The sequence below is a fragment of the Pulveribacter sp. genome (assembly GCF_032079985.1).
Classification (GTDB): Bacteria; Pseudomonadota; Gammaproteobacteria; order Burkholderiales; family Burkholderiaceae_C; genus Melaminivora.
The window spans coordinates 192061-217154 of record NZ_DAMATK010000003.1; the positions used below are offsets into that span (position 1 = coordinate 192061).

Genomic DNA, 25094 nt, shown 5'->3' on the forward strand with positions numbered 1-25094 from the left:
GCGGATCAACGGGGCGCGGAAGTATCCAACTCTATCGGAACCACTACCGAGAAAACAGAGCCGCGGCCCAGTTCGCTCTGGGCTTCCACATAGCCACCCAGCAGTGTCGCCAGCTGCCGGCTCAACGCCAGGCCCAGACCAGTGCCCCGCAACCGCTTCTGAATCGGCGAGTCCACCTGGGAGAAATCATTGAACAGATGCGCCAGATGCTCGTGCGCGATGCCGATGCCCGTATCGGACACGGAAAAGCGCACCATGCCTTCACCTTCGGCCCGTGCGGCTACGCGCACCTCTCCCTGAGGCGTGAACTTCAGCGCGTTCGAGATGAAATTGCGCAGGATCTGCGAGAGCTTGCGGTCATCGGTATAGAGCCGGGTAAGGCCATGCGGCTCCTCGAACACCAGGTTCAATTCCGCGTTCGCCAGGATGGGCTTGAACATTCCGCGCAGCGCCACGAACAGGTCCATCATTTCGAACCATGCGGGCGATATGTCCAGCCGGCCGGCTTCGATCTTCGCCAAGTCCAGCAGGTCGTCGACCATGTTGGAAAACTCCTGGCAAGTGCTTTCGATGAACTTGACCTGGCGCTCCTGCTCGCTCGTCAGCGGCCCATCCACACGGTCGAGGAGCAACCGGGTGATGCTGAGCGCGGCCCCGATGGGCGTGCGAAATTCATGGCTCATGTACGACAGGAACCGGCTCTTGAGCTGCGTGGCCTGCCGCAGCTGTTCGGCCTGCTGGTCAAGTTCGGCATACAGCGCCACGACGCCACGGTTGGTTTCCTCCACTTCGGCGCGCAGGGCCTGAACCTCCTGCCGTAATGCTCCAGCCTCGTCGCCACCGTCCGGCATCCGCGTTGAGATCTCTTCAGTCAAGCGCATCCCCTGGTTTGAGCACGACCACCGTTGCATCGTCCCGTCCTCGGCCGTGCCGCCAGCAGATCGCAGCGGCAAGCAAGGTGGGATCACGAGACAGCAGGGGGGACAGCTCATCGCTCTTCCACCGCGACGCCACCCCATCGCTGTACAGCACGGCCACCGCATGTGCGGGCAGCTGCGTGCAGGTGATCTCGGGCCTGCGCACCTGAACGCCCGCGGTGCCATGCTGGGTGAGCAGGGTCCGGTCCGCCACGCCCGAGACCAGGCGCCCCAGCACGTTGCCAGCGCCCGTGTGGCGCACCTGCGCGGCTACGTCGCAGCGCAGCAGGAAAAGCGCGGCCCCGCGCGTGGCCTGCAGCGCCGCGTGGGTGTGCTGCATGCACAGCTCCAGCGCGGCGAATGGCGCGTCCGCGAACACGGCCACAGCCGCCTGCGCCGCCTCGGCCGCGTGGATGCCATGTCCCAAGCCATCGGCCACCATCACGGCCACTTCGCCCGAATCACCCAACGCAAAGGCCCAGCCATCGCCACAAACGGTTTCGCCCGGGGCGCAAAGGCTCACGGCGCCCACATGGGGGCGGCGCACAGCGGCCTGGCCGGATGCGCGCACGCGCGCCAGGCACAAGGTGCCGCTGGCGGCGGAGTACAGGTCGAAATCATCGGCCAGCCGGCGAATGCCACCCAGGCCGGTGCCTGGGGATCCGGAGCCGGTGGACATGCCGTCTTGCAACGCCCGGGCCACATCGTTGATTCCGGGTCCGTTGTCCAGCGCCAGCACTTCCACCTCCTGGGGCTGATCCTTGATGGCGATCCACAGGGCGCCATTCTTGGCGTGGCGCTGCAGATTGGTGCCCAACTCGGTCACGATGATGGCCAGCCGGCCCGCATCAGCGTCGGCCCAGTTCCAGTGCTGCACGGCCCTGGCACAGAAACGCCGAGCCTCTCCTATGCAACTCGGATCGGTGATCTGAAAAGAGCGGTGGCTCCAGCCACGAGTCACTTCCACTTCGTGATGCTCACACGCGTGCCCTGTCCGGGCGCGGTTTCGATCTCGAAGTCGCTCACCAGCCGCTTGCTGCCGGGCAGTCCCAGCCCCATGCCGGAGCCAGAGGTCCAGCCGTCGGACATGGCCAGCTTCAGATCGGCGATGCCCGGGCCGCGGTCCTCGAAGCAGAGCTTCAGGCCGCTGCGCCCGTCCCGCTCGAGGAGCTCCCAGTGCATGCTGCCCCCGCCGCCGTGGATGAGCGTGTTGCGCGACAGTTCGCTTGCGGCGGTGATCATCTTGGTCTGCTCGACCAGCGACAGCTTGATCTGCTGGCACAGCTGGCGCACGACCTGGCGGCTGGCAACGATGTGCTGCTCCGATGCCAGCGGCAACGATCCCGAGGTGTCAACTGACAAAGCGGCTCTCCTCGCGCGTCCGGCGCAGCAATGCCATGCCGCGCTCCACGTCGAGAGCCGTCTTCACGCCCTCCAGGGAGAGCCCGAGTTCCACCAGCGTGATGGCCACCGCGGGCTGCATGCCCACCACCACCGTCGTCGCCGACAGGATGCGGGCAATGCCCGAGATGCTGGCCAGCATCCGGCCAACGAACGAGTCGACGATCTCCAGGGCCGAGATGTCGATCATCACGCCGCTGGCGCCCGTCTTGGCGATGCGCTCGGCCAGGTCCTCCTGCAGCGCCAGGGCTGTCTGGTCCTGCATGTCCACCTGGATGGTGACCAGCAGGGTCTCACCCATGCGCAGGATGGGAATACGCTCCATGGTTGCTCCTTAGACCTTGCGCGTGATCTGCCAGCCGGACTGCTGCATCGCCACCGCCAGGGCATCGGCCAGCGTGGCCTTGGTCACGATGCCTTGCAGGTCGATGCCCAGGTGCACGATGGTCTGCGCGATCTGGGGGCGGATGCCGCTGATGATGCAGTCGGCCCCCATGAGGCGGATGGCGGTGACCGTCTTGAGCAGGTGCTGCGCCACCAGGGTGTCCACGGTGGGCACGCCCGTGATGTCGATGATGGCCAGCCCCGAGCCGGTCTCCACGATCTTCTGCAGCAGCGTCTCCATCACCACCTGCGTCCGGTTGCTGTCCAGCGTGCCGATCATCGGCACGGCCAGCACACCCTCCCACAACTTGACCACCGGGGTGGACAGTTCCAGCAGTTCCTCCTGCTGGCGCACGATGATGTCCTCGCGGGCTTTCTGAAACGTCGTGGCCGTCAGCTGGGCCATGCGGTCCACCAGCTGGGACAGCTCCCAGAACGAAGACGCCACGGCGGAGGCATCGGCCCCGGACAGCTCGCGCTGGAGCACGTCCAGCAAGGGTTTCTTCAGCGCCAGGACGAACACGCTGGTGTCGCCGGCGCTCTGCCCCTGCGCCGCGCGCGAGCGCGAGAGGTCGGCCAGCACTTCATGCAATTGCGCCCATGCGCTGTCGCCGAAAGCATCCACCCGGGCGCCGTTGCGCAAGGCCTCACCAAGCACGGTTGCGATGGTCCGCGCCTCGCTTTCCGTCGCCTTGGTCCTTTGCAGGCCGGCGGCCGACGCGGCCTGCAGCCATTGCTGGAGCACGGTGGCCTGCTGTTCGCCTTGCAGCGCTCCGATCACGATGTCGGAAAAATGAATCATCTATTCTGTCCCTCGGTTGTGCTGCTCTGTATCTCGGGTGGCGGGTGCTGGTGAACCGCTCGTCCCACGGGCCTACCGGCGGGCAGGGTCCTCGAATGTACTACCGTCCATCTCGAGCGCCTGGCTGGCGCTGATGGACAACCGCTGAGCGCCGGGCCCGTGCGCCACAGTGCAGACGGAACGCTCGCGCCGTCAATGCGCCTCTTCCCAGTTGCTGCCAAAGCCCACCTCGGCCAGCAGCGGCACCTTCAACTGCGCCACATCGGCCATGATGCGCGGCACCTGCGTGCGCACCCAGTCGGCCTCGCCCTCAGGCAGGTCGAACACCAGCTCGTCGTGCACCTGCATGACCATCAGCACCTGGGGTTTGTCGCGGTCCAGCACCTCCTGCACCTGCACCATGGCCATCTTGATCAGGTCGGCGGCCGTGCCCTGCATGGGCGCGTTGATGGCGGCGCGCTCGGCGGCGCTCCTGCGCGGGCCATTGGGCGAGTTGATCTCGGGCAGCACCAGGCGCCGGCCGAACACGGTTTCCACATAGCCGCGCTCCTTGGCCTGCACGCGCGTCTCGTCCATGTAGCGCTTCACGCCGGGGTAGCGCTCGAAGTAGCGGTCGATGTAGTTCTTGGCCGCCGCCGTGCTGATGCCCAACGACTTGGCCAGGCCGAAGCTGCTCATGCCGTAGATCAGCCCGAAGTTGATGGTCTTGGCGTAGCGGCGCTGCTCGCTGCTGACCTGGGCCAAAGGGATGCCGAAGACCTCGGCGGCGGTGGCGCGGTGCACATCCAGGCCTTTGGTGAACGCCGCCAGCAGTGCCTCGTCGCCGCTGATGTGGGCCATGATGCGCAGCTCGATCTGGCTGTAGTCGCAGCTAGCGATCAGCCGGCCCGGCGGGGCGATGAAGGCCTCGCGGATGCGCCGGCCCTCGGCCGTGCGGATGGGGATGTTCTGCAGGTTGGGCTCGTTGCTGGACAGCCGTCCCGTCACCGCCACGGCCTGGGCATAGTGCGTATGCACGCGGCCGGTGCGCGGATCCGCCAGCTGGCCCAGCTTGTCGGTGTAGGTGCCCTTGAGCTTGGACAGGCTGCGGTGCTCCAGCAGCGTGGCGGGCAGGGGGTAGTCCTCGGCCAGCTTTTCCAGCACCTCCTCGTCGGTGGAGCGCGCGCCGGTGGCGGTCTTCTTGACCACCGGCATGCCCAGCTTGTCAAAGAAGATCTCGCCCAGCTGCTTGGGCGAGCCCAGGTTGAACGGCTGGCCGGCAATCTCGAAGGCCTGCTGCTCCAGCGCCATGATGCGCCGGCCCAGCTCGTGGCTTTGCTGCGCCAGCCGCTCGGCGTCGATCAGCACGCCGTTCCTCTCAATGCGAAACAGCGTCTCGCTGCAGGCGATCTCCAGCTCGTAGATGGCGCGCAGCTTGGGCTCCTTCTCCAGCTGCGGCCAAAGCACGCCGTGCACATCCAGCGTCTGGTCGGAATCCTCGCAGGAATAGGCCGCGGCCTGCTCCACCGACACCTGCGAAAACGGGATCTGCTTGGCACCCTTGCCGCACAGGTCCTCGTAGGTCAGGCCGGTGCGGCCGGTGTGGCGCTCGGCCAGGCTGGACAGGCCGTGCGGCTTGTGCACCTCCAGCACGTAGCTTTGCAGCATGGTGTCGTGCACGTAGCCGCGCACCTGGATGCCGTGGTTGGCCAGCACATGGCGGTCGTACTTGACGTGCTGGCCCAGCTTGGGCCGCGTGGGGTCCTCCAGCCAGGGCTTGAGCCGCGCCAGCACCTCGTCGATGGGCAGCTGCTCGGGCGCGTCCGGGCCGTCGTGCGCCAGGGGGATGTAGACGGCACTGCCGGGCTGCACACTGAAGCTCAGGCCGACGATGCGCGCGCGCAGCTCGTCCAGCGACGTAGTCTCGGTGTCCAGCGCCACCAGCGGCGCGGTCTGGATGCGGACGAGCCACTGATCAAACTGCTCCCAGGTCAGCACCGTCTCGTAGGCCACCTCGCGCTGCTGGGCGATCTCGGCCACCTGCGTCGCTTCCTCGCTGGTGAGCGCGGCGGCGGCCACGTCCGGGTCAGCCTCCAGCGCCCGGGCCAGGGAACGGAAACCGTATTTCTCATAAAAATCGCGCAAAGCGTCCGTCTGGCGTGCGCCGACAGCTATCGAATCCATAGCATCTGGATAGTTCGCCAGCTGCTGCGACAGATCGCAGTCGGTCTTGATGGTGACCAGCTCGCGCCCCGTGGGCAGCCATTGCAGCGCACCGCGCAGGTTCTCGCCGGCCACGCCCTTGATGGTGTGGGCGTTGGCAATCAGCCGGTCCAGCGAGCCATGCTCCCGCAGCCACTTTGCGGCCGTCTTCGGGCCGACCTTGGGCACGCCCGGCACGTTGTCCACGGCGTCGCCCACCAGCGTCTGGAAGTCCACCATCAGCGAGGGCGGCACGCCGAACTCGGCCGTCACGCCGGCCACGTCGCGGCGCTTGCCGCTCATGGTGTCGACCACAGTGACATGCTCGTCCACCAGCTGCGACAGATCCTTGTCGCCGCTGGCGATGATCACGCGCAGGCCGCGCGCGGCCGCATGGCGCGCCAGGGTGCCGATCACGTCGTCGGCCTCCACGCCCTCGATGCACAGCAGCGGCCAGCCCAGCAGGCGCACCACCTCGTGGATGGGTTTGATCTGCGCGCGCAGGTCGTCGGGCATGGGCGCGCGCTGGGCCTTGTATTCGGGATAGAGGGCGTCGCGGAAGGTCGGGCCGCTGGCGTCGAACACGCAGGCGGCGTAGGCGGCGGGCACGTCCTTTTGCAGCGCGGCCAGCATGTTGACCATGCCGCGGATGGCGCCGGTGGCGGGGCTGTTCGGGTCGCCCGGCACGGCGCGCAGGTCGGGCATGGCGTGGTAGGCGCGGTACAGGTAGCTGGAACCGTCCACCAGCAGCAGGGTTTGGGGGTCGCTCATGGCGGCATTTTGCACACGATGGCGCCGTGCGCGGCGGCACAATGCGCGCTTCGACCCACCTGCGACGCCCTCGCCCGCGCCATGCTGAAACACCCCATGATCGCCCTTGCGCTGACGGCCTGCGCCACCCTGGCCACGGCCGCCCAGCCGCAGTTCACCGACGTGCCGCCGTCCCTGCAGAAGGTGCTGCTGGGCAACGGCCTGAAGAGCGCGCAGCTCGGACAGGGCGTGCTGCGCCTGGTCATGGACAAGCCCCAGGTCAGCGAGCTGACCTATGCCAGCCTGGTCTACCACGGCATCTGCGCCGAGCAGTGGCGCCACCCCGAGGAGTTCAGCCGCTGGCAGCTGGCGCGCGTGGAGCTGCTGGACGCCGGCGCCAGCCAGGGCTATGCCTTCGACGCACGGGGCGACACCTGCGAGCAGATGGGCCGCATGGGCAAGAACTACCGCGACTTCATCGCCCGCTTCACCACACCTTGCACGGGCGGCCAATGCCCGGCCAAGCCATGAGCGGACGACTGGCGCGCATCACGCTGGGCACCGCTGCCGTGCTGGCCGTGGCGGCAGCGGGCTACTGGTTCAGCCTGGACAAGGAAACCCGCGGGCTGCTCAAGACGCTGCCCACCAACCGCGACCTGTTGTTTTGGACGCAGGAGCAGCGCGACGCGGCCTTTCGCGCGATGGACCGGCTGCCCGTGCTGGCCAAATGGCGCACCATGCACCCCAGCGGCACGCCGCGCCCGCTGCCCCAGGGCGAGCCGCTGGCACTGCCGCTGGACCTGGACGCCTACCTGCAGGAGCAGCACGCCGCTGCCCTGCTCATCGTGCAGGGCGGCAAGCTGCGGCTGGAGCGCTACGGCCTGGGCTTTGACGGCGACGGGCGCTGGACCAGCTTCTCGGTGGCCAAGTCCTTCACCTCCACGCTGGCCGGCGCGGCGCTCAAGGACGGCTTCATCAAGAGCCTGGACGACAAGGTCAGCGACTACGTCCCCGACCTGCGCGGCTCGGCCTACGACGCGGTCAGCGTGCGCCAGCTGCTGACCATGACCTCGGGCGTGGCCTGGAACGAGGACTACGCCGATCCGCAATCCGACGTGGCGCGCTTCAACAACCACCAGCCCGAACCGGGCGTGGACGCTCTGGTCAGCTACATGCGCCAGCTGCCGCGCGCCGCGCCGGCGGGCGAGCGCTGGAACTACAGCACCGGCGAGACCAACCTGGTCGGCATCCTGGTCAGCCAGGCCACCGGCAAGACGCTGGCCCAGTACCTGGAAGAAAAGGTGTGGCGCCCTGCCGGCATGGAGCAGCAGGGCACCTGGCTGCTGAGCAAGACGGGCCAGGAGATCAGCGGCTGCTGCATCCAGGCGGCCGCGCGCGACTACGCGCGCTTCGGCCAGTTCATCCTGGAGGGCGCGCGCTCGGAGGGCACCTCCGTCCTGCCCGCGGACTGGCTGGAACAGGCCACGCGCAAGCAGGCCGACATCGGCGTGGCCGGGCGCGGCTACGGCTACCAGTGGTGGACGTATGACGACGGCAGCTTCGCCGCGCGCGGCATCTTCGGCCAGGGCATCTTCCTGGACCCCAAGCGCCAGTTGGTCATCGTCTCCGCCGCCAACTGGAGGGGCGGCGCGCGCGACCCCGTGGCCCTGCCGGCCCGCGAGGCGTTCTACCGCGCCGTGCAGCAGGCGGTGGACGGCGAGGCGGCGCGCTGATGGACGACAGGGCTCGCCGCCGGGCCCGCCTACAATCTCCCCCATGCGCGCCCTAGCTCCCCTGTCCCTGCTCCTGCTGGCCCTGGCTGGCCTGCCGGCCTCGGCCCAAAATACCAGCCAAAATGGCCTCCAGCCCAATGCTGATAAGCGCGAGCAGCTATCAGAACAGGAGCAACCCCAGGCCGGCCGCCACAACCAGCGCGTGCAGCGCATCGTGGTGGAAGACGCCGGCAGCCGCGTGGACGAGCTGCGCGTGGGCGGGCAGACGCAAAGCATCACCGTGCAGCCCAAGACCGGCACGCCCCTGCCCGCCTACGAGGTGCGCTCGGGCGACGGCGCCCGCTCCCGGCCCGGCAACCTGGGCGACTCCGACAGCGTGAACGCCCCACGCGTGTGGAACCTGGGCCGCTTCTAAGCCTTCGCCCTTTTCCCGCTCCGTCCGCGCGCCTGGCGCGCCGCCACTCTCCTCCCCTCTCCCGCCGACCGTCCCGCTTTTCACCCGATGGCCGTCTTCACCGAAGTCTCCAACAAGGAGGCGCGCGACCTGCTGCGCCGCCTGCAACTGGGCAAGCTGCTCGCCCTGCGTGGCATCCAGGGTGGTATCGAGAACACCAACTACTTCCTGACCTGCGAGTCGGGCGAGTTCGTGCTCACCCTGTTCGAGCGCCTTACCGCCGAGCAGCTGCCCTTTTACCTGCACCTGATGCAGCACCTGGCCCGCGCCGGCATCCCCGTGCCCGACCCGCAGGCCGACAAGCGCGGTGCCATCCTGCACACCGTGGCCGGCAAGCCCGCCGCCCTGGCCACCAAGCTGCGCGGCCAGAGCCAGCTGGCGCCGTCGGCCGTGCACTGCGCCGCCGTGGGCGCCGTGCTGGCGCGCATGCACCTGGCCGGGCGCGACTACGAGCGCAGCCAGCCCAATCTGCGCGGCCTGGAGTGGTGGAACGCCACCGTGCCCGTGGTGCTGCCCCACCTGGAGCCCGCACAGGCGGTACTGATCCAGTCCGAACTGGCCTACCAGAACCACGTCGCCGCTTCCAGCGAATATGCAGCGTTGCCGCGCGGCCCCATCCACGCCGACCTGTTCCGCGACAACGTGATGTTCGACGGCGAAGAGCTGACCGGCCTGTTCGACTTCTATTTCGCCGGCGTGGACACCTGGTTGTTCGACCTGGCCGTGTGCCTGAACGACTGGTGCGTCGACCTGCCCACCGGTCGCCATGTGCCGGAGCGCGCCGCTGCCCTGGTGGCGGCCTACCAGGCCGTGCGCCCGCTCACGACCAGCGAGCGAGCGCTGCTGCCGGCCATGCTGCGCGCCGGCGCGCTGCGCTTTTGGGTCTCGCGGCTGTGGGACTACCACCTGCCGCGTGAGGCCAGCCTGCTCACACCGCACGACCCCACGCACTTCGAGCGCGTGCTGCGCGAGCGGGTGCAGCACCCCTGGCTGGCGGATTGACGGGCCCCAAGCCCCCAGGCGTCGGTCACCGCGCCGCCCTGGGGTAAATTCCTCCGCAGGCTGCGCATGCCGCCCCGGCCTGCGCCATTGCTCCTTGTCTCCATGAAACTGCACATCGTCCCCGCCCGTACGGGCCTGGAATGGACACGCCTGGGCATCCGCGTGTTCTGGCGCCAGCCCATGGCGCTGGCGGCCCTGTTTTTCCTGTGCATGGCGACCATGTCGCTGGCCGCGGCGCTGCCGCTGGTGGGACCGGCCGTGGCGCTGGCGCTGCTGCCCTCGGCCACGCTGGTCATGATGGTGGCCGCCGCCGAGGCCAGCCACGGCCGCGTGCCCACGCCCACCCTGCTGCTGGTGGCCTTTCGCACCGGGCGCCAGCGCATGCACTCCATGCTCACCCTGGGCGCGCTGTACGCGGCAGGCTTCTTGCTGGTCATGGGGCTGTCGGCACTGATCGACGAGGGGCAGTTCGCCCTGGTGTACCTGGGTGGCGAGCCCCTTACCCGCGAGGTGGCCGAGTCGGGCAGCTTCCAGGCTGCCATGTGGCTGTCGCTGCTGCTGTACGTGCCGCTATCGCTGCTGTTCTGGCACGCGCCGGGGCTGGTGCACTGGCACAACGTGGCGCCGGTGAAGGCGCTGTTCTTCAGCATCGTCGCCTGCGTGCGCAACCTGGGCGCCTTCACCATCTACGGGCTGGCCTGGCTGGGTGTGTTCGTGGCCGCCGGCCTGGCGGTAAGCCTGATGGTGGCGCTGCTGGCGGGGCTGGGCTTGAGCGCGGGCTTTGCCGGCGGCGTGATGGCTGCCACGGCCATGATGCTGGCCGCCATGTTCTTCACCTCGGTGGTGTTCACCTTTCGCGACAGCTTCGAGGCGCCCCAGCAGCCGCCGGCACCCGAGCCCCAGCAGACAGAGGAATAGCCGTTGCGTGTGGTCGCGGCCTCCTGACGGGGCCGCGTCTCAGCCTGCGCGGCCAGGCCATGAAAAACCCTGCACACGCGTCACGGCGTGTGCAGGGTGCTCATTGACTCAGCGAACGCGCTTCAGACGCCGACCACGCCGCCGTCGTTGCGGGTGATGACGATGGTGGCCGAGCGCGGGCGGGCGCTGCCGCCGTCGGGCCAGTGGCTCTGGAATCGGGTCGCGTCGGTGATGTCCGCGTCCTTCGTGTCCTCGCCCGGGTGCTGGATGTTCACGAAGATCGCCCGGCCGTCGCCCGACTCGGCGATGCCCGTGATCTCGCAGCCCTTGGGACCCACCAGGAAGCGGCCCAGCTGCGTGCCCTTCTCCCCCGGCCGAGCGCCGGCGATGGTGTCCTGCGTGCGCTTGGCGCCGTCGGCACCGGTGTTGGTGATGGTCTTTCGGGCGCCGTCGCCGACCTTGCCGGGAACGGCGGCCAGCATCATGCAGTTGCTCACGTCGGTATAGGCGCCGTCGTCGGTCTGCAGCCAGGCGAGGCCGGCCGAGGCTTGGCTGAACCATAGGCCGTCGGGGCTGGAGAAGTCGTTCTCGGCCGTCAGGCCGGAGATGTTGACGTCAGCGCCGGCCGTGGAGCGCGCGCCGAACAGGTACACGTCCCAGGTGAAGGCGGTGCCGGCATTGCCGGCGCTTTCGGCAAATCGCACGATGTGGCCGTTGGGGTTGCCGGTTTGCGCCTTCTGCTCCGCACCCTTGGGATCGTTGTAGAAGCGCGGATTGGCCGCATCGGTCTTGTCCAGCGGGCGCGACGAGGCGTTGGTGTTGGTCAGCGTCACGTACACGTCGCCGGTCTTGGGGTTCACGGCGGTCCACTCGGGGCGGTCCATCTTGGTCGCGCCGGCCGCGTCGGCCGCCAGGCGGGCGTGCAGGAGCACGTCGGCCTGGTCGGTAAAGCCGTAGGCGGCGTTGGACGCGGTGATGCCGTTCTTGCCCAGGGCCAGCTCCAGCCACTCGCCCGTGCCGTCGGCCTTGAAGCGCGCCACGTAGAGCCTGCCATCGTCCATGTACTTGTCTCCGGCGGCCAGGCCGCCGGTGGCGTCCTTCGGGTCCCAGTTCTTGTTGGACACGTACTTGTAGACGTACTCGTTGCGCGCGTCGTCGCCCATGTACCAGACCAGGGGCTTGCCGGCCTCGACCACGCCCAGGCAGGCGCCCTCGTGGCCGAAGCGGCCCAGCGCCGTGCGCTTCTTCGGCGTGCTACCCGGCGCAAAAGGGTCGATCTCGACAACCCAGCCGTAGGTGTTGTGGGCGTTGCGGTAGTCGGCCACAGCGCTCTCGCCCGACACGTCCAGGTTCCAGCGATCGAAGCTGTCCTGCTCGTCGGCATTGGCAGCACCCTGGGTGGTGCCCCACAGGCCGTAGAACTCCTGCGGGCCCACGCCGTAGCGCTTGATGGCCGCCAGCTCGCGGGGCGAGCGCTTGGCGTCGTCGGCGGCCGGGGTGCGGAAGAAGTAGCCGTACCAGTTCTCTTCGCAGGTCAGGTAGGTGCCCCAGGGCGTAGTGCCGTTGGCGCAGTTGTTGACCGTGCCGCGGGTGCCCGTGCCTTTGGCCGAGTAGCGGGTCTTGAGCGCCTCCGCGCCGCGCACGGGACCGGAAAGCTCCATCGGCGTCAGCGTGTGCACGCGGCGGTTGAAGGCCGAGTCCTGCTTGTAGCTCCACTGGCCGTCAGCGCCCTTGGTGGTCTCGATCACGCTTACGCCGTGCAGGTAGAACTCGCGCAGCACCTCGCTAGGCTCGGTGCGCTGGCCCTTGACCACGGTGCGGCCGCGGGGGTGCAGGAAGACGGGGGTCAGCGATTCGTGGTTCATCACCAGCAGGCCGCGACCGCTGGCCTTGGCGTCCCACTGGCCGCCTGCGCCCAGGCCAAACCAGCTCATGCCGTCGTGGTGGTCGCCGGCGCGGCGGTCGTAGGTGGTGGGGTCGTCCGTGCCGTCATTCTTGTACGCGGCCACGCCCGCAGCGAGCGGGTCGCCCAGGCGGTAGAGCACGCTGGCGGTGTAGCCCGCCGGCACGACGACCGCATCGGCCAGGCTCTTGGCCACCGGATTGAAGCCCAGCTTCAGGCCTCCCGGGGGCTCGACGGGCGCCGGGTCATCGTAGCCTCCACCGCCGCACCCGGCCAGCGCGATGCTGCCCAGCATGGCGCCGCCCGCCGAGGCGAAGCCGCCGCGCAGCAGATTGCGGCGGCTCAGCCGGCCTTCGATGAGCGTGGAAAACGAGGGGTTGGCAGTGGGGTTGTAGCCGATGTCATCAGGGTCGATCAGGGCCGCCTCGGGCCGGGTCGTGGGTGCGTTCATCTAGCGCTTGCCTTTCGTGGAATAGCCACCCGCTGAACCTCTCGGGGGGCAGACCACGATGCTCCACGGCCCATGTGACAGGCACGTGAAGAACCGGTGACGGCGGCGTGACGGCGCGGCCGCCCTCAGCCCTTGGTGAACAGGAAGTAGGCCACCACGCACACCGCCAGCGCCACGATCAGGCGCGCCAGCCAGGGCGTGACCAGCCAGGCGCCCAGCACTATCGCCAGCCGGCCCCACACGTGTGAGGAGCGCCAGGCAGGCTGGCCGTTCTGCGGCTGCAGCGGATGGCCGCAGCCGGGGCAGGCCTGGGCCTGCGTGGAGACTTCCCGACCGCATTCGGGGCAGCGTGTGAGTGCCATGCGTCAGCCTCCGGCAGGCAGTCCGATGAGAATTTGCACTCGCCGGTTCAGCTGCCGTCCCTGGGGGTCGTCGCCGCCGTCGGGCGTGGTGTTGGGGGCGACGGGCTGGCGCTTACCCATGCCCCGGGTTTCTGCTTTGCGCCCGCCCTGCTGGCCCAGCGCATGCGCCACGGCCTGGGCGCGGCGCAGCGACAGGGCGTCGTTGTAGGCATCGGCGCCCTTGCCATCCGTGTGTCCCACCACCGTGATGGGAGCTCGCGGGTAGCTGCGGATCAACTCGGCCGCCTTGGCGATGGAGGGTGCCGCGTCCGGGCGCAGCTGCGCCTTGTCGAAGTCGAACAGCACATCGGCTGGCAGGTCGATGGAGATCGCCTGCTGCGGCGTGGCCTGGGCCTTCAGCTCGGCCAGCAACGCCCGTGTCTGCTCCAACCGCTGCGGCGGGACCTCGGCCTCGCGCAGGATGGTCTGCGGCCCCTGGCGGACTTGCAGCGGGGCGGCCTCGACGCGGGGCGTGAGCCCCCCGGGCGTGGCTTTCGGCTGCAGCACGGTCGCCGGCGCGCTGGCGGGCGTCAGCTGCGTGGCGGCCTGCGCCAGCGGCCGCGTACTGCGGTGCACTACCACGCCCTCGGCCAGGGCCGCGCTGCAGAGCAGCAGGCCCGCCGCCCACGGCAGCAGCGACCGGAACCTGGGAAGCACACTCATCCGCCAGCCTGCAGGGGCAGCTCCATCACCAGGCCCGGGGCGACGATGTTGTCCCCATCGTTGCCGTCGTTGAAGACCAGCCGCAGCTTGTGCGCCGTGGCCGGCACGCTGCCCAGGAATACCAGCTGGCCGTCCAGCGTCTGGCCTTCGCGAATGGTGATGTCGCGGTTGCCGTCGGGTCGCTTGATGTGCAGGCGCGCGCCGCTCTCGTCCTCCAGGAAGGTGTCTGCCAGGGCCAGCATGGTGCTGTCAGTGATGCGGTTGGCGAAGGAAATGCTCACGTCCAGCACCGTGGCGTCGCTGCCCAACTCCACGCCCTTGACGCGCACGGTGACACCGGCCGGGGCCACGCCCTGCACGGCCAGCGGCAGCTTGCGCGGTGCCGCGGCCGGCGCAGCAGCCGCCGCGGCGGTGGGCTCCGCAGCCGGGGCAGCGGGCGCGACAGGTGCGACAGGTGCGACGGGCGGGGCCGGCGGGGCCACGGGCGCCGGAGCGGGTGCGCCGGGTGGTGCCTCGGGGCTGGCCGCCTGGTCCTTGCAGCCGGCCAGGGCCAGCGTGGCCAAGGCCAGGGCCACCGCCAGGCGCCGCGAGGCCGTGGCTTGGCAGGAAAAGTGTTGGGTCACTGGTGTTCTCCGTTGTCGATGCCGCCGCCCGCGGTCAGCGGATGCGGATGCTGTTGATCTGTGCCGGGGCCTGCTTCGGGGACGGGGCGTCGCCCGGCGCCGGCGCCGGGCAGTCGCGCGTGTCCACGTCCCGCGTGTTGCGCCCCTGCACGATGACGGTGCGCCCTTCCAGCCGGGCGCCCTGCACGTCCACGCTGTTGACGCTGGCGCCACCCGGGCCGCAGATGACACCGTTGGCCTTGTTGCCCGACGCTTCGATGTGGTTGCCCGGCGGCTGCCGGGGAGGAGCGGCGGCAGGCGCCGGCGCCACCACGGTGCTGCCGGGCGGTCCAATCCGGCCCTGGGGACCGATGGGCCCTTGCGGGCCCTGCCCCTGCGCCAGCGCCGGCCCTCCCAGGCAGGCAGCCGCCAACCACAGCAGGGCCACGCCCGCGCCTTCATGAAACAAATGGCACCGCATGCCTGGCCCCTTGCGCTTCATTGCGGCGCAGGCGTCCCGGGCAGGCGTGTGCCCGGAAGCGCGGGCGCAGCCGCATCGGTTCGCCCGGGCACCATGCCCGGCAGACTGCTGCCCGCACCGGTCGCCGGCGCCATGGCCGGCGCACCCGGCGCGGCTGCGCCGGCCTGCATCACCTGCGCCTGCAGCTCGGCGGCAAAGCGCTCGGCCAGGGCCACCTCTTCCACGGCCATCTCAGCACCCAGCTGCTCGATGACCTGGGCCACTTCCTGGCCCGCCGCCGTGGCGCCCGGCAGGGCCAGGCGCTGGGCCAGCCGCGCATAGCCGAGTGCCTTGACCTTGTCCTGCGGCGTGCCCGTGCCCTGGCGGTTCATCTCGGCCAGGCGCTGCATGGCATGCGGATCGCCGCGCACGGCGGCCAGCAGATACCAGCGGTAGGCCTGGCCGGCATCCGCCAGTCCCGAGCGGCGGCTTCCATAGGCATCTCCCACCAGCGACAGCAGCTGCGGGTTCTGCGTGGCCAGCGCCTCGCGCTGCAGCCGCTGCAGCTCATTGCGATACAGCGGCCCCTGGCAGCCCAGGTCGGTCACGCCCTTTTGCAGTGACAGGTTGCACGCCTCCAGGAAGCGCGCGCCGGTGCTGGCCGCCGGAGCGCCGGCCGCAGGTGCCGGCAGCGCGCCCTGCGCCGCAGCCGCGCCGGCGGCAGCGCCTGCCGGAGCCTGCGCCTGCGCTGCGGCCGCGCACAGGGCCAGTGCGGCAGCCATGCACCTGGCCCGCATGGGATGCGCCACGGCGGGCCTCATGCGCCCGCCTTGGCACCGGCCGGGGCAGTCGTGCCATCCCAGGGCATGGGTACGTTGAAGAACAGCGGCTCGAAGCCCTCCCAGGTCATCACGTCCACCTCGCCCAGAGTGGCGAAGCGGCTGTCATAGACGGACTGCAGCGCGGTGCGCGTGGGCTCGTCGTACTGCTGCGTCACCTGCAGCGGGTGGCCGTACTTGCGCAGCATGACTTGGATCAGTCCCACCTTCAACTCAGGCGCCAGCCCGTTGAAGGCGGCGCGCATGTTCTCCACCACCACCGGGTCGGGCGTGCCGCCGGGAATGCAGCGCCAATAGGGCGTGTTGGTGGCCTTGCCCACCAGTTCCAGCACGCTCAGGTCCACCAGGGTGCGGATGGCGGAGTGGCGGCCCTGCAGGTACTTGCCCTCCAGCTTGAAGCCGAAGGCGTCGCCATAGAACCCCAGGCTGGCGTTGTCCTCCGAGCTGAAGTTGAGCACCTTGACCGCATTGGAGGCCTGAATGCGCGGCACCATCTGCTGGGTAGAAAAACTGACCAGGTTCAGGTCCAGCGCCAGCGCCGAATAGATGGCCGTGCGCTTCACGTCGCCGCCCAGCGTCACCGTGCCGTTGCCGCCGCCGAACTCGATGCCCACCGAGTTCACGCGCCCCGCACCGGCGATGGCACGGTCGAACTCGGTCAGCGCGCCGGTGATCAGGAAGTCGGGCATGGTCACGCCGAACTTGGCGCCCAGCTGGGCCTGCGAGACCAGGTACTCCGGGTGGTAGGGCACATAGACCACGCGCGCCCCGATGCGGTTGACGGCGGTGCGCACCATCTCGGTGATGTCGCCCGGGATCTCGGCGCCGGCCAGCGGGCTGGACAGGTTGGTGGCGTCCAGGATGTTGCGCGTCTGCAGGTAGATGACGGGGTCGCCGTCCTTGTAGATGTCGAGCATGTGCCCGAAGCGCCCCAGCGCCGTCGCATAGGGGCTGAGGTTGGTCACGGGCAGGAGCTTTTGCGCTTCGCGCTCCTGCAGCAGCCGGTCGGCATCGCCCAGGGCGTTCTCGGTCGTGGCGCACCCGGCCAGCAGTGCCAGCGCAAGCGCGGCGCCTCCCCAGCGCTTGCAGCTTGTTATTGTCATTTTCATGGTGGTTGTGGTCTTAGTGGTGAAGCGCGCCGCCGCTACCTCCCTGGCGCGGCGGCACGCGAATGCCCGCGGGCCGGCGCCCGCCGGCTGTGTCAGCGCGAATTGAGCACGGTGATGTTCTCCACGCCCCGGCCTTCCACGTACAGCGTGACGTTGCCCGTCACGTTGCCCTGGATGACCGGGCTGGCGATGCGCAGCGAACCGTCGGCGCCGCGCTGCACGTCGGAATAGCTGCTGCGGATCACCACGTTCTGCTGGTTGTCGGGCAGGCGCAGCGTGCCGTCGGGCTGCAGCAGCGCGCTCTGGTCGACCAGCGTGTTGCGCGCGATGGCGCGGGCCACCCGGGCCTTGGCGCTCACAGCCGGGTACACGCCGTCGGTAAGCCGCACGCCGCTTTGCGACATGTCCTTGTAAGCGCCGAGCTGCTCGCCATAGTTGACCAGCTGCGCCTGGGCGCTTGCGGCGCACAGCGCCAGCGCCGCCATGCCATGGCTGAGGAAAAGGGAGAGATACCGCATGGAGGGCTCCTGGAACAAAGCTTGGAAACTTCGAAAAGGGCTGGCCGAACAGGTCTACATGCTCAGCAGGTTGACCGCCGGCAGCACCGTCACCGACTGATTTATCACGCCCGAGGAGGGCACCGTGTAGGTGTAGCCCGGATTGGCCGCGAAAGCCGCATTGCCGGCCACACCGGCGGCGCCGGTGATGGCCCCGCCCACATTGCGCACACTGCCCGAGGTCATGCCCGCGGCGGCAGCGGTGGCGTTGCCCACGATGGTCACGGCCCCGGTGACCACGCCCTGGTTGATGAGCGAGTTGGAGACGCCGCCGGCCAGGGCGCGGCCCTGGTTGCCGATGATGGCCACGGTGCCCGCGAGCACCCCCTGGTTGACCACCGAGTTCACCGTGCCGCCCAAGGCCGTGCCGCCGCGGTTGCCGGCGATGACCACGTTGCCCGTCAGCAGGCCGCGGTTGTCCACGCTGTTGACCGTGCCCCCGCCCGTGGCGCTGCCCTGGTTTCCGGTGATGACGATGTTGGCGCCGCGGATGCTGCCGCGGTTGCGCACGCTGTTAACCAGCCCGCCGCCCTGGGCGCTGCCCGTGTTGCCCGCGATGAGCACCTGCGCCGCGCTAGCGGAGCCGCTGTTGGCCAGCGTGTTGACCTGCCCGCCGCCCCGGGCGCTGCCCTGGTTGCCCAGGATGGTGATCTGCGCCCCGCTCAGCGAGCCGTCGTTGCGCACACTGTTCACGCTGCCGCCGCTGGCCGAGCCGCTGTTGCCCAGCACCGCGATCTGGCTGCCCGTGATGCGTCCGCGCCCCACCACGCTGCTGGCCAAGCCGCCGGCGTCGGCCCGGCCCTGGTTGCCCAGGATGGTGATGCTGCCGCCCTGCAGCGAACCGGCCACGTCCACGCTGTGGGCCGTGCCGCGTTGTGCGCTGCCCTGGTTGCCGGCCACCGTGACCTGGGAGCCACGCACGCTGGCACCCTGGCGCACGCGCACGCTGCTGCTCAAGGCCGCCTGCCCGCCCCCCGAGGACGCACTGCCCTGGTTGGCGGCGATCTGCACCGCGCTGCCGCTCACGCTGCCTTCCGTGAGCAGGCTGCTGGCCAGCGCCGGCTGGCCGCCGTCGGCCTGCACGTTGCCGGAGGTGTTGCCGGCAATGCCGATCTGCACACCGGACAGGCTGCCCGCGCTCTGCACCACGCTGTTGGCCGCGGCCAGGCCCTCGTTAGCGCGCACCGCCGCGGCCTGGTTGCCGGCCAGCACCAGGCTGGCGGCACGCAGTTCGGCCAGGGCCTGCACGGCGTTGGCATTGGCCTGCCCGACCCCCTTGCCCCAGGCGGCAAAGCCGGCCACCGTGCCCTCGCGGCCCTGACTGCGCACGTCGGATGCGTTATTGCCCGCCAGCACCACGCTGCTACCCCGGACCTGCGCCTGTCCGTTGAGGGCTAGCGCGTTGGCGTTCACGCGTCCGCCCTGCGCCTGCAGCTGGCGCGCCTGGTTGCCAGCCACCAGCAGGGACGAGCCGGACAGGGCCGTGGAGGACGGCCCGTCCATGTACAGCGCATTGGCGGCCAGCACGCCGTTGCCCTTGGAGCCTACGCCCAGCACCTGCGACGCGCCGCCCTCGGCGCGCACGTCCTGCGCTGCGTTGCCCGCCAGCACGACGGTGCTGCCCTGCAGCCGCGCGCCGCGGTAGCCCGCCAGCGCGTTGACCAGGGCCGTGCCCCCGTCGGCATGCACCCCCATGGCCTGGTTGCCGACAATGGTCCAGGCCGAGGCGGCGTCCGCCGCCGCGCCGTCGTGCAGCACCAGGGCGTTGGCCGCGGCGCGGGCGCTGGCACTGCGCGAGGCCACGCCGGCACCGGCCGACGCCGAGCTGGCCTTGGCCGATATGCCGGATGCCGTGTTGCCCGCCAAGGCACCGGCGGCCGACAGGCGTGCGGACTGCCCGCCACCGTCCTCCAGCGCCACGCTGTTGGCCATGGCCAGGCCGCCTTCGGCCTGCACCTGCGCCGCGCGATTGCCGGCGATGGCCAGGCTGGCCGCATCGAGCTGCGAGCCCGTCACCGCCAGCGCATTGGCCAGCGCACTGCTGCTTTGGGTGGCGGTGAACAACACACCGGCCCCTGCCTGCATGGCATAACCCGTCGAGCTGACGCCCTGCGCGTCATTGCCCACCAGCGCCACCGAAGACTGCTGCACCCGTCCTTCGCTGACCAGCAGGCTGTTGGCTGCCGCCAGACCGCCACGCCCTGTGACCTGCTGCGCCGTGTTGCCGGCCAGCGCCACCTGGGCCTGGGCCAGCGTGGACTGGCGGTCGGCCGCCACGGTGTTGGCCAGCGCGCGCCCGTTGCCCTCAAAGCCGGCCACCGCGCCGCCGCCAATGCTGCCCGAGCCGCCCACGGTGTTGACCTGGGCCGCCGTGTTGCCGGCGATCAGCACCTGGCCGGCGGCCACCGTGGCGTCGTCCAGCCACAGGCTGTTGGCGACGGCGGCGCCGCCGGTGGCCACCACCGTGTCGGCGCGGTTGCCCGCCACGTCGTGGCGCGGCGCATCCCGCAGGCTGCCGCGCAGCACCGAAATACTGTTGGCCAGCGCCGCCGCGGACACCCGCACGTCCGCCAGCGCGCCGCGCAGCACCGAGGCCGCGCCGCCCCAGGCGCGCACGCCGGTGGCCGTGTTGCCGGCCAGCGTGGCCTGGTAATTGCTGCCCGCCCGCTGCCCGGACAGGCTGATGGAATTGGCCAGCGCGCTGCCGCCGTCGGCCGCGACGCCCTCGGCCTGGTTGCCGGTCTGCAGCACGCGGGCATCGGCCAGGCTGCTGTCGGCCAGGGTCAGGGCGTTGGCCGCGGCCACGCCGACCAGCTCCACCTGCGCGATCGTGCCGCGCCCCACGCCGGCCGCGCCGCCGCCGGCACGCACATCGCGCGCCCGGTTGCCGGCCTGCACCACGTCGGTGCGCGACAGCTCGCTGCGTGCCGCCGTAACGGCATTGCCCACGGCAGCGCCGCCGATGGAAGTGACCTCGTCGGCCTGGTTGCCGCTCAAGGCGACGCGTGAATGGCGCACGGCCGTGGCGTCGAGCAGCACCGTGTTGGCCGTGGCGCGGCCGGGCAGCTGCAGCGAGCCCGTGCCCAGCAGCACCTCGCTCTTGGCGCCGAAGGCGGAGACGTTGGATGCGCGGTTGCCCACCACCTGCAGGCTGCTGGCCGTCATCTGCTGCGGCCCCGTGCTGCTGGCCGCCAGCACGGCGTTGGCCGTGGCTGCCCCGCCCAGCGCGGTGACGAAGCCCGCGACCTCGTTGCCCAGCACCTGCACGCGCGACTGGCGCAGCTGCATGGCGGCCAGGCCAGCCACATTGGCCTGCGCCGTGCCGGCCAGGTCCACCCGCATTCCGGCGTTGGCCAGGGCCGAGCCCTTGCCGCCCGTGGAAACCACCTGTGCATTGGAACGGTTGCCCTGCACCCGCACCTCGCTCTGGCCGTCGACCTCGGAGCCGGGGCTGTTGCGGTGCCAGCCCAGGCCAGCGAGCATCGATTCCTGCGCCACGGCACCCAGCGGCATCGCCGCCGCCAGGGCCGCCAAGCCAGTCATTGCCAACGCACGCTTCTTCGCTTGCATCCACACATCCTCAGTTCAGCCAGGCGGACCGCCCGCCCGGCGGGCCACGCCATGGACCGTGCGCGGTCAGTTGATGTTGATGCTGTTGACGTTGGCGGTGCCGCCGATGGCCTTGATGTCGGTGGCCTCGTTGCCGCTGACGGTGATCTCCGAGTTGCGGACCTTGGAGCCGGTGATGTTGATGCTGTTGACGTTGGCCACGCCTTCCATGGACACCTCGGCCACCTTGATGCCAGCCTTGCCGCCCCCGGCGATCACGTTGGTGGCCTTGTTGCCGGTCACGGTGATGCGGCTGTTGGTGATTTCCGAGCCGGCCGATCCCTTGCCGGACAGCAGCCCGGGAATGGTCACGTTGCCGCTTTGGGCAAAGGCGGTGCCGCAGACGAGGGATACGGCAGCAACGGCAGTCATAGCAATCTTGCGCATTTCGGTTTCCTTTCGGTTGGAGAGGCGGAGATATCGCCAAAAAAAGCGGCCCTTGGGCTGCGGGCGGATTCTTGGCGGAACCCTTCCGCCCAGCCGTAAGCAAAAGTTGAAAGTTCCCCGGTCCATGTGCGCAAGCACTGACATTCATTGGCAGCGTTACATCCCTGCCCTCCTCCACACTGTGGTCAGTCTGACCGCTTCTCTTACAAAGCAATTATTTTTTACATCACGCCGGTTAACCCGTGGAAATACCAAAACCGAATGCCCGCCGCGATTAATCAATTGGTTACCCTTTGAATAACCTTTAAACCAACATGGCAATTTGGTGTCATTTTCCTTAATGAAAATGTTTGCACCATTCAGCCTTTTCAAAAAACCGCCATGAAAATCCCTTGCCGGACGCGATATGCCCTCCTGCCACTGATTGGCGCCCTGCTGCTTCTGCAGGGCTGCTCACGCCAGGACGAAAGCCGTGCCATCGTTTTTCCGTCGGACACGCAGATCCACAAGGCCCTGCAGGACCAGTTCGCGCAGGACCCGGCCAACGAGGCGGCGCGCCAGCTGGTGCGCACGCTGGCCGGCGAGCGCGGCGAGCTGCGCTACCAGGTGCGCCAGGTGATCTACCGCCAAGGCGCTTTCGAGGCGCGCTACGACGCCGCGCTGCATCTGGGCCAGCCGGGCGCGGCCAGCCTGCAAGCGCTGTACGCCACCATGATTCCGCAGGCCGAGCGCGACAAGCTGCCTGCGCAAAACCTGGCCGACTACGAGGCCTGGCTGCAGCGCCACGCCGCCGGCCTGGACAAGACCGACGCGCCCCAGGCCCAGGCCCTGCGCACCACGCTGCAGGTGCTGGGCGAGTGCTACCGCTCCGCCGCCGAAGGCAGCGACGTGGTGGTCATGCAGCAGCTGGCGGCGCTGCTGTCGCCCGAGCGCAGCGGCTGGTTCGCGGAGAAACTGCCCGCCGCTGGCGCCTCGGTGCGCTGCCTGCCGGTGTGAGGCGCGGGCCGCGGGCCTATTCGACGACCGTGAGCTTGGCCACGGCCAGCGCCAGCCACTTGGTGCCGTGGCGCGGAAAGTTCACCTGGGCGCGGGCGTCGTCGCCTTCGCCCTCGATGGCCAGCACCTTCCCTTCGCCAAACTTGTTGTGAAACACCGCCATGCCGGCGCGCAGGCCGTGGCCGGGCGCCTCCTTGCGCTGCGGCACGGGCGGGTTGGCAAAGCTCTCCGGTTGATAGCCAAATCCGCCTCTAACGCCCGTCCCATAAGCGCTGGCAGCTCCTGAAGAAGGAGCAAAACTGCCGAAGCCCGGCTGGCGCGGCGTGAGCCACTTGAGCGCGCCCTCGGGCAATTCGTCGAAAAACCGGCTGCGCACGTTGTAGCGCGTCTGGCCGTGCAGCAGCCGCGTCTGCGAATGGCTGAGGTACAGGCGTTTCCTGGCGCGGGTGATGGCGACGTACATCAGCCGGCGCTCTTCCTCCAGCCCGGCGCGCTCGCTCATGGCGTTCTCGTGCGGAAACAGGCCCTCCTCCAGCCCGCCGATGAAGACGCAGTCGAATTCCAGTCCCTTGCTGGCGTGCACGGTCATCAGCTGTACGGCGTCCTGGCCGGCCTGGGCCTGGTTGTCGCCGGCCTCCAGCGCCGCGTGGCTCAGGAAGGCCGCCAGCGGCGACAGTGTCTCGCCCGTCTCGGCGTCGATGCTCTCATCCGGGCCGGCCATGGGCAGGCTGGCGTCGATGCCCTGGCTGGCCGGGCTTTGCGTCAGCGCCGGGCGCTGCTCGTCCAGCGGCAGGGCCACGGCGTCGCGGCCGAAGCCCTCCTGGGTGACAAAGCTCTCGGCGGCGTTGACCAGCTCCTCCAGGTTCTCCAGCCGGTCGGCGCCTTCCTTGTCGTTCTGGTAGTGCTCCACCAGGCCGCTGGCCTGCAGCATCTGGCCGATGATGCCGCGCAGGCTCTGGCCCTGCGAGCCCTCGCGCATCACATCCACCAGCGCCACGAAGGCGGTGAGGTTGGCGCCGGCGCGCCCGGTCAGCGTGCTCACGGCGTCGTGCAGCGAGCAGCCGGCGGCGCGCGCGGCGTCCTGCAGCTGCTCCAGCGTGCGCGCGCCGATGCCGCGCGGCGGGAAGTTCACCACGCGCAGGAAGCTGGTGTCATCGTGCGGGTTCTCCAGCAGGCGCAGATAGGCCAGGGCGTGCTTGATTTCGGCGCGCTCGAAGAAGCGCAGGCCGCCATACACGCGGTAGGGCACGCCGGCGTTGAACAGGGTGGATTCGATCACCCGGCTTTGCGCATTGCTGCGGTAGAGCACGGCGATCTCGCGGCGCGGCGCCTCGCCCTCCTTCACCAGGGTGCGGATCTCCTCGACCATCCAGTGCGCCTCGGCCAGGTCGGTCTGCGCCTCGTGGACGCGCACCGGCTCGCCCGGGCCCTGGGTCGTGCGCAGGTTCTTGCCCAGGCGGCCCTGGTTGTGGGAGATCAGCGCGTTGGCGCTGTCCAGGATGTTGCTGTAGCTGCGGTAGTTCTGCTCCAGCTTGATGGTGCGCTGCACGCCGAACTCGCGCACGAAGTCCTGCATGTTGCCCACGCGTGCGCCGCGGAAGGCGTAGATGCTCTGGTCGTCGTCGCCCACGGCGATCACGCTGCCGCGCGCATGCAGCTGGCCGTCCACCACGTCGCCCGCCAGCTGCTTGAGCCAGGCATACTGCAGGCGGTTGGTGTCCTGAAACTCGTCCACCAGGATGTGCGCGAAGCGCCGCTGGTAGTGCGCGCGCACGGGGTCGTTGTCCCGCAGCAGCTCGTAGCTGCGCAGCATCAGCTCGCCGAAGTCGACCACGCCCTCGCGCTGGCACTGCTGCTCGTACAGCTGGTACAGCTCGACCTTCCTTTCCGTCTCCTGGTCGCGCACCGGCACGTCCTTGGGACGCATGCCTTCTTCCTTGCAGCCGGCGATGAACCACACCAGCTGCTTCGGGGGAAAGCGTTCCTCGTCCACGTTGTGCTGCTTGCACAGGCGCTTGATGGCCGAGAGCTGGTCCTGCGTGTCCAGAATCTGGAAGGTGGCCGGCAGGCCGGCCAGCTGGTGGTGGGCGCGCAGCATGCGGTTGCACAGGCCGTGGAAGGTGCCGATCCACATGCCGCGCACGTTGATGGGCAGCATGGCCGACAGGCGCGCCACCATCTCCTTGGCCGCCTTGTTGGTGAAGGTGACGGCCAGAATGCCGCCGGGCGAGGCCTGGCCGGTCTGCAGCAGCCAGGCGATGCGGGTGGTCAGCACGCGCGTCTTGCCCGAGCCGGCCCCGGCCAGGATCAGCGCGTGGCCGGCAGGAAGCGTCACGGCGGCCAGCTGCTCGGGGTTGAGGTGGTCCAGCAAGGGAGATGCGAAGAGGCTGCCTGCCGGCGCTCCCGCTCGGGCGCCGGCGTCGTCGTCAGCGCCAAAAGGCGCTGTCGCGCCGGAAAACAGGTCTTGGGAGGGCATGTCGGCATTGTAGAAAGCCGCCTTCAGACCGCCCGAGGGCAAGCCCATGCGCGGGCCTCGGCCCGCTGCGAACGCCCTCCAAGTTGCGTGCCGGCTGTG

At 69.5% G+C, this 25094-nt stretch carries 23 protein-coding genes; 6 read left to right on the top strand and 17 right to left on the bottom strand.

Going from position 1 to position 25094, the window contains the following annotated elements:
- Positions 1-5 precede the first annotated feature (5 nt).
- From RT282_RS12115 to polA, 6 genes are all read right to left on the bottom strand, one after another.
- Positions 6-851: an ATP-binding protein gene (locus RT282_RS12115; RefSeq protein WP_313314609.1), complete on the bottom strand. Its 846-nt coding sequence runs from the start codon at positions 849-851 to the stop codon at positions 6-8.
- Between the two features lie 16 nt (positions 852-867).
- Complete coding sequence (locus RT282_RS12120; RefSeq protein WP_313314402.1) at positions 868-1884, bottom strand: ATP-binding protein; 1017 nt, start codon at positions 1882-1884, stop codon at positions 868-870.
- A complete protein-coding gene (locus RT282_RS12125; RefSeq protein WP_312307344.1) occupies positions 1875-2279 on the bottom strand; it encodes an anti-sigma regulatory factor in 405 nt (134 codons plus the stop codon). The genes RT282_RS12120 and RT282_RS12125 overlap by 10 nt, the downstream gene beginning before the upstream one ends.
- Positions 2269-2643, bottom strand: a complete 375-nt coding sequence (locus RT282_RS12130; protein ID WP_312307345.1) for an STAS domain-containing protein — start codon at positions 2641-2643, stop codon at positions 2269-2271. Before RT282_RS12130 ends, RT282_RS12125 begins: the two co-directional genes overlap by 11 nt.
- A 9-nt stretch (positions 2644-2652) precedes the next feature.
- Positions 2653-3504 (bottom strand): STAS domain-containing protein, encoded by an 852-nt coding sequence (locus RT282_RS12135; RefSeq protein ID WP_313314405.1) that lies wholly within the window; start codon positions 3502-3504, stop codon positions 2653-2655.
- A gap of 192 nt (positions 3505-3696) precedes the next feature.
- A complete protein-coding gene (gene polA / locus RT282_RS12140; protein WP_313314408.1) occupies positions 3697-6456 on the bottom strand; it encodes a DNA polymerase I in 2760 nt (919 codons plus the stop codon).
- Between the two features lie 81 nt (positions 6457-6537).
- Here polA and RT282_RS12145 point away from each other — a divergent pair, with 81 nt between their 5' ends.
- The 5 genes from RT282_RS12145 to RT282_RS12165 all read left to right on the top strand — a co-directional run bounded on the left by RT282_RS12145 (position 6538) and on the right by RT282_RS12165 (position 10542).
- Positions 6538-6966 (top strand): hypothetical protein, encoded by a 429-nt coding sequence (locus RT282_RS12145; protein WP_313314410.1) that lies wholly within the window; start codon positions 6538-6540, stop codon positions 6964-6966.
- Positions 6963-8168, top strand: coding sequence for a serine hydrolase (locus RT282_RS12150; RefSeq protein ID WP_313314412.1), 1206 nt, complete (start codon positions 6963-6965; stop codon positions 8166-8168). The genes RT282_RS12145 and RT282_RS12150 overlap by 4 nt, the downstream gene beginning before the upstream one ends.
- A gap of 43 nt (positions 8169-8211) precedes the next feature.
- On the top strand, positions 8212-8583 hold the full coding sequence (locus RT282_RS12155; protein ID WP_313314415.1) for a hypothetical protein: 372 nt from the start codon (positions 8212-8214) through the stop codon (positions 8581-8583).
- Between the two features lie 87 nt (positions 8584-8670).
- A complete protein-coding gene (locus RT282_RS12160; protein ID WP_313314417.1) occupies positions 8671-9624 on the top strand; it encodes a homoserine kinase in 954 nt (317 codons plus the stop codon).
- Positions 9625-9726: 102 nt separating this feature from the next.
- Positions 9727-10542, top strand: coding sequence for a BPSS1780 family membrane protein (locus RT282_RS12165; RefSeq protein WP_312307153.1), 816 nt, complete (start codon positions 9727-9729; stop codon positions 10540-10542).
- 122 nt (positions 10543-10664) lie between these two features.
- On the opposite strand, the gene RT282_RS12170 is transcribed toward RT282_RS12165, so the two are convergent.
- From RT282_RS12170 to RT282_RS12215, 10 genes are all read right to left on the bottom strand, one after another.
- Positions 10665-12896, bottom strand: a complete 2232-nt coding sequence (locus tag RT282_RS12170) for a PhoX family phosphatase (RefSeq protein ID WP_313314419.1) — start codon at positions 12894-12896, stop codon at positions 10665-10667.
- Between the two features lie 125 nt (positions 12897-13021).
- Positions 13022-13258 (bottom strand): zinc ribbon domain-containing protein, encoded by a 237-nt coding sequence (locus RT282_RS12175; RefSeq protein WP_313314422.1) that lies wholly within the window; start codon positions 13256-13258, stop codon positions 13022-13024.
- Between the two features lie 3 nt (positions 13259-13261).
- Complete coding sequence (locus RT282_RS12180; protein WP_312307156.1) at positions 13262-13960, bottom strand: OmpA family protein; 699 nt, start codon at positions 13958-13960, stop codon at positions 13262-13264.
- Positions 13957-14583 carry a hypothetical protein gene (locus tag RT282_RS12185; protein ID WP_312760595.1) on the bottom strand — a complete coding sequence of 209 codons (627 nt, stop codon included), beginning with the start codon at positions 14581-14583 and terminating at the stop codon, positions 13957-13959. Before RT282_RS12185 ends, RT282_RS12180 begins: the two co-directional genes overlap by 4 nt.
- Before the next feature lie 34 nt (positions 14584-14617).
- Positions 14618-15043 (bottom strand): hypothetical protein, encoded by a 426-nt coding sequence (locus RT282_RS12190; RefSeq protein ID WP_313314424.1) that lies wholly within the window; start codon positions 15041-15043, stop codon positions 14618-14620.
- 17 nt (positions 15044-15060) lie between these two features.
- Positions 15061-15804 (bottom strand): sel1 repeat family protein, encoded by a 744-nt coding sequence (locus RT282_RS12195; protein ID WP_312760598.1) that lies wholly within the window; start codon positions 15802-15804, stop codon positions 15061-15063.
- Between the two features lie 35 nt (positions 15805-15839).
- Entirely contained in the window at positions 15840-16970 is a 1131-nt protein-coding gene (locus RT282_RS12200; protein WP_313314425.1) for a hypothetical protein, read from the bottom strand.
- Positions 16971-17062: 92 nt separating this feature from the next.
- On the bottom strand, positions 17063-17488 hold the full coding sequence (locus RT282_RS12205) for a hypothetical protein (protein ID WP_313314427.1): 426 nt from the start codon (positions 17486-17488) through the stop codon (positions 17063-17065).
- Positions 17489-17542: 54 nt separating this feature from the next.
- Entirely contained in the window at positions 17543-21097 is a 3555-nt protein-coding gene (locus RT282_RS12210) for a hypothetical protein (RefSeq protein ID WP_313314429.1), read from the bottom strand.
- Positions 21098-21163: 66 nt separating this feature from the next.
- Positions 21164-21523, bottom strand: coding sequence for a hypothetical protein (locus tag RT282_RS12215; RefSeq protein WP_313082948.1), 360 nt, complete (start codon positions 21521-21523; stop codon positions 21164-21166).
- A 381-nt stretch (positions 21524-21904) separates the two neighbouring features.
- Between RT282_RS12215 and RT282_RS12220 the strand changes: the two genes are divergently transcribed.
- Positions 21905-22519 carry a hypothetical protein gene (locus RT282_RS12220; RefSeq protein ID WP_313314432.1) on the top strand — a complete coding sequence of 205 codons (615 nt, stop codon included), beginning with the start codon at positions 21905-21907 and terminating at the stop codon, positions 22517-22519.
- A gap of 16 nt (positions 22520-22535) precedes the next feature.
- On the opposite strand, the gene RT282_RS12225 is transcribed toward RT282_RS12220, so the two are convergent.
- Positions 22536-24995 (bottom strand): UvrD-helicase domain-containing protein, encoded by a 2460-nt coding sequence (locus RT282_RS12225; protein ID WP_313314434.1) that lies wholly within the window; start codon positions 24993-24995, stop codon positions 22536-22538.
- Positions 24996-25094: the final 99 nt, after the last annotated feature.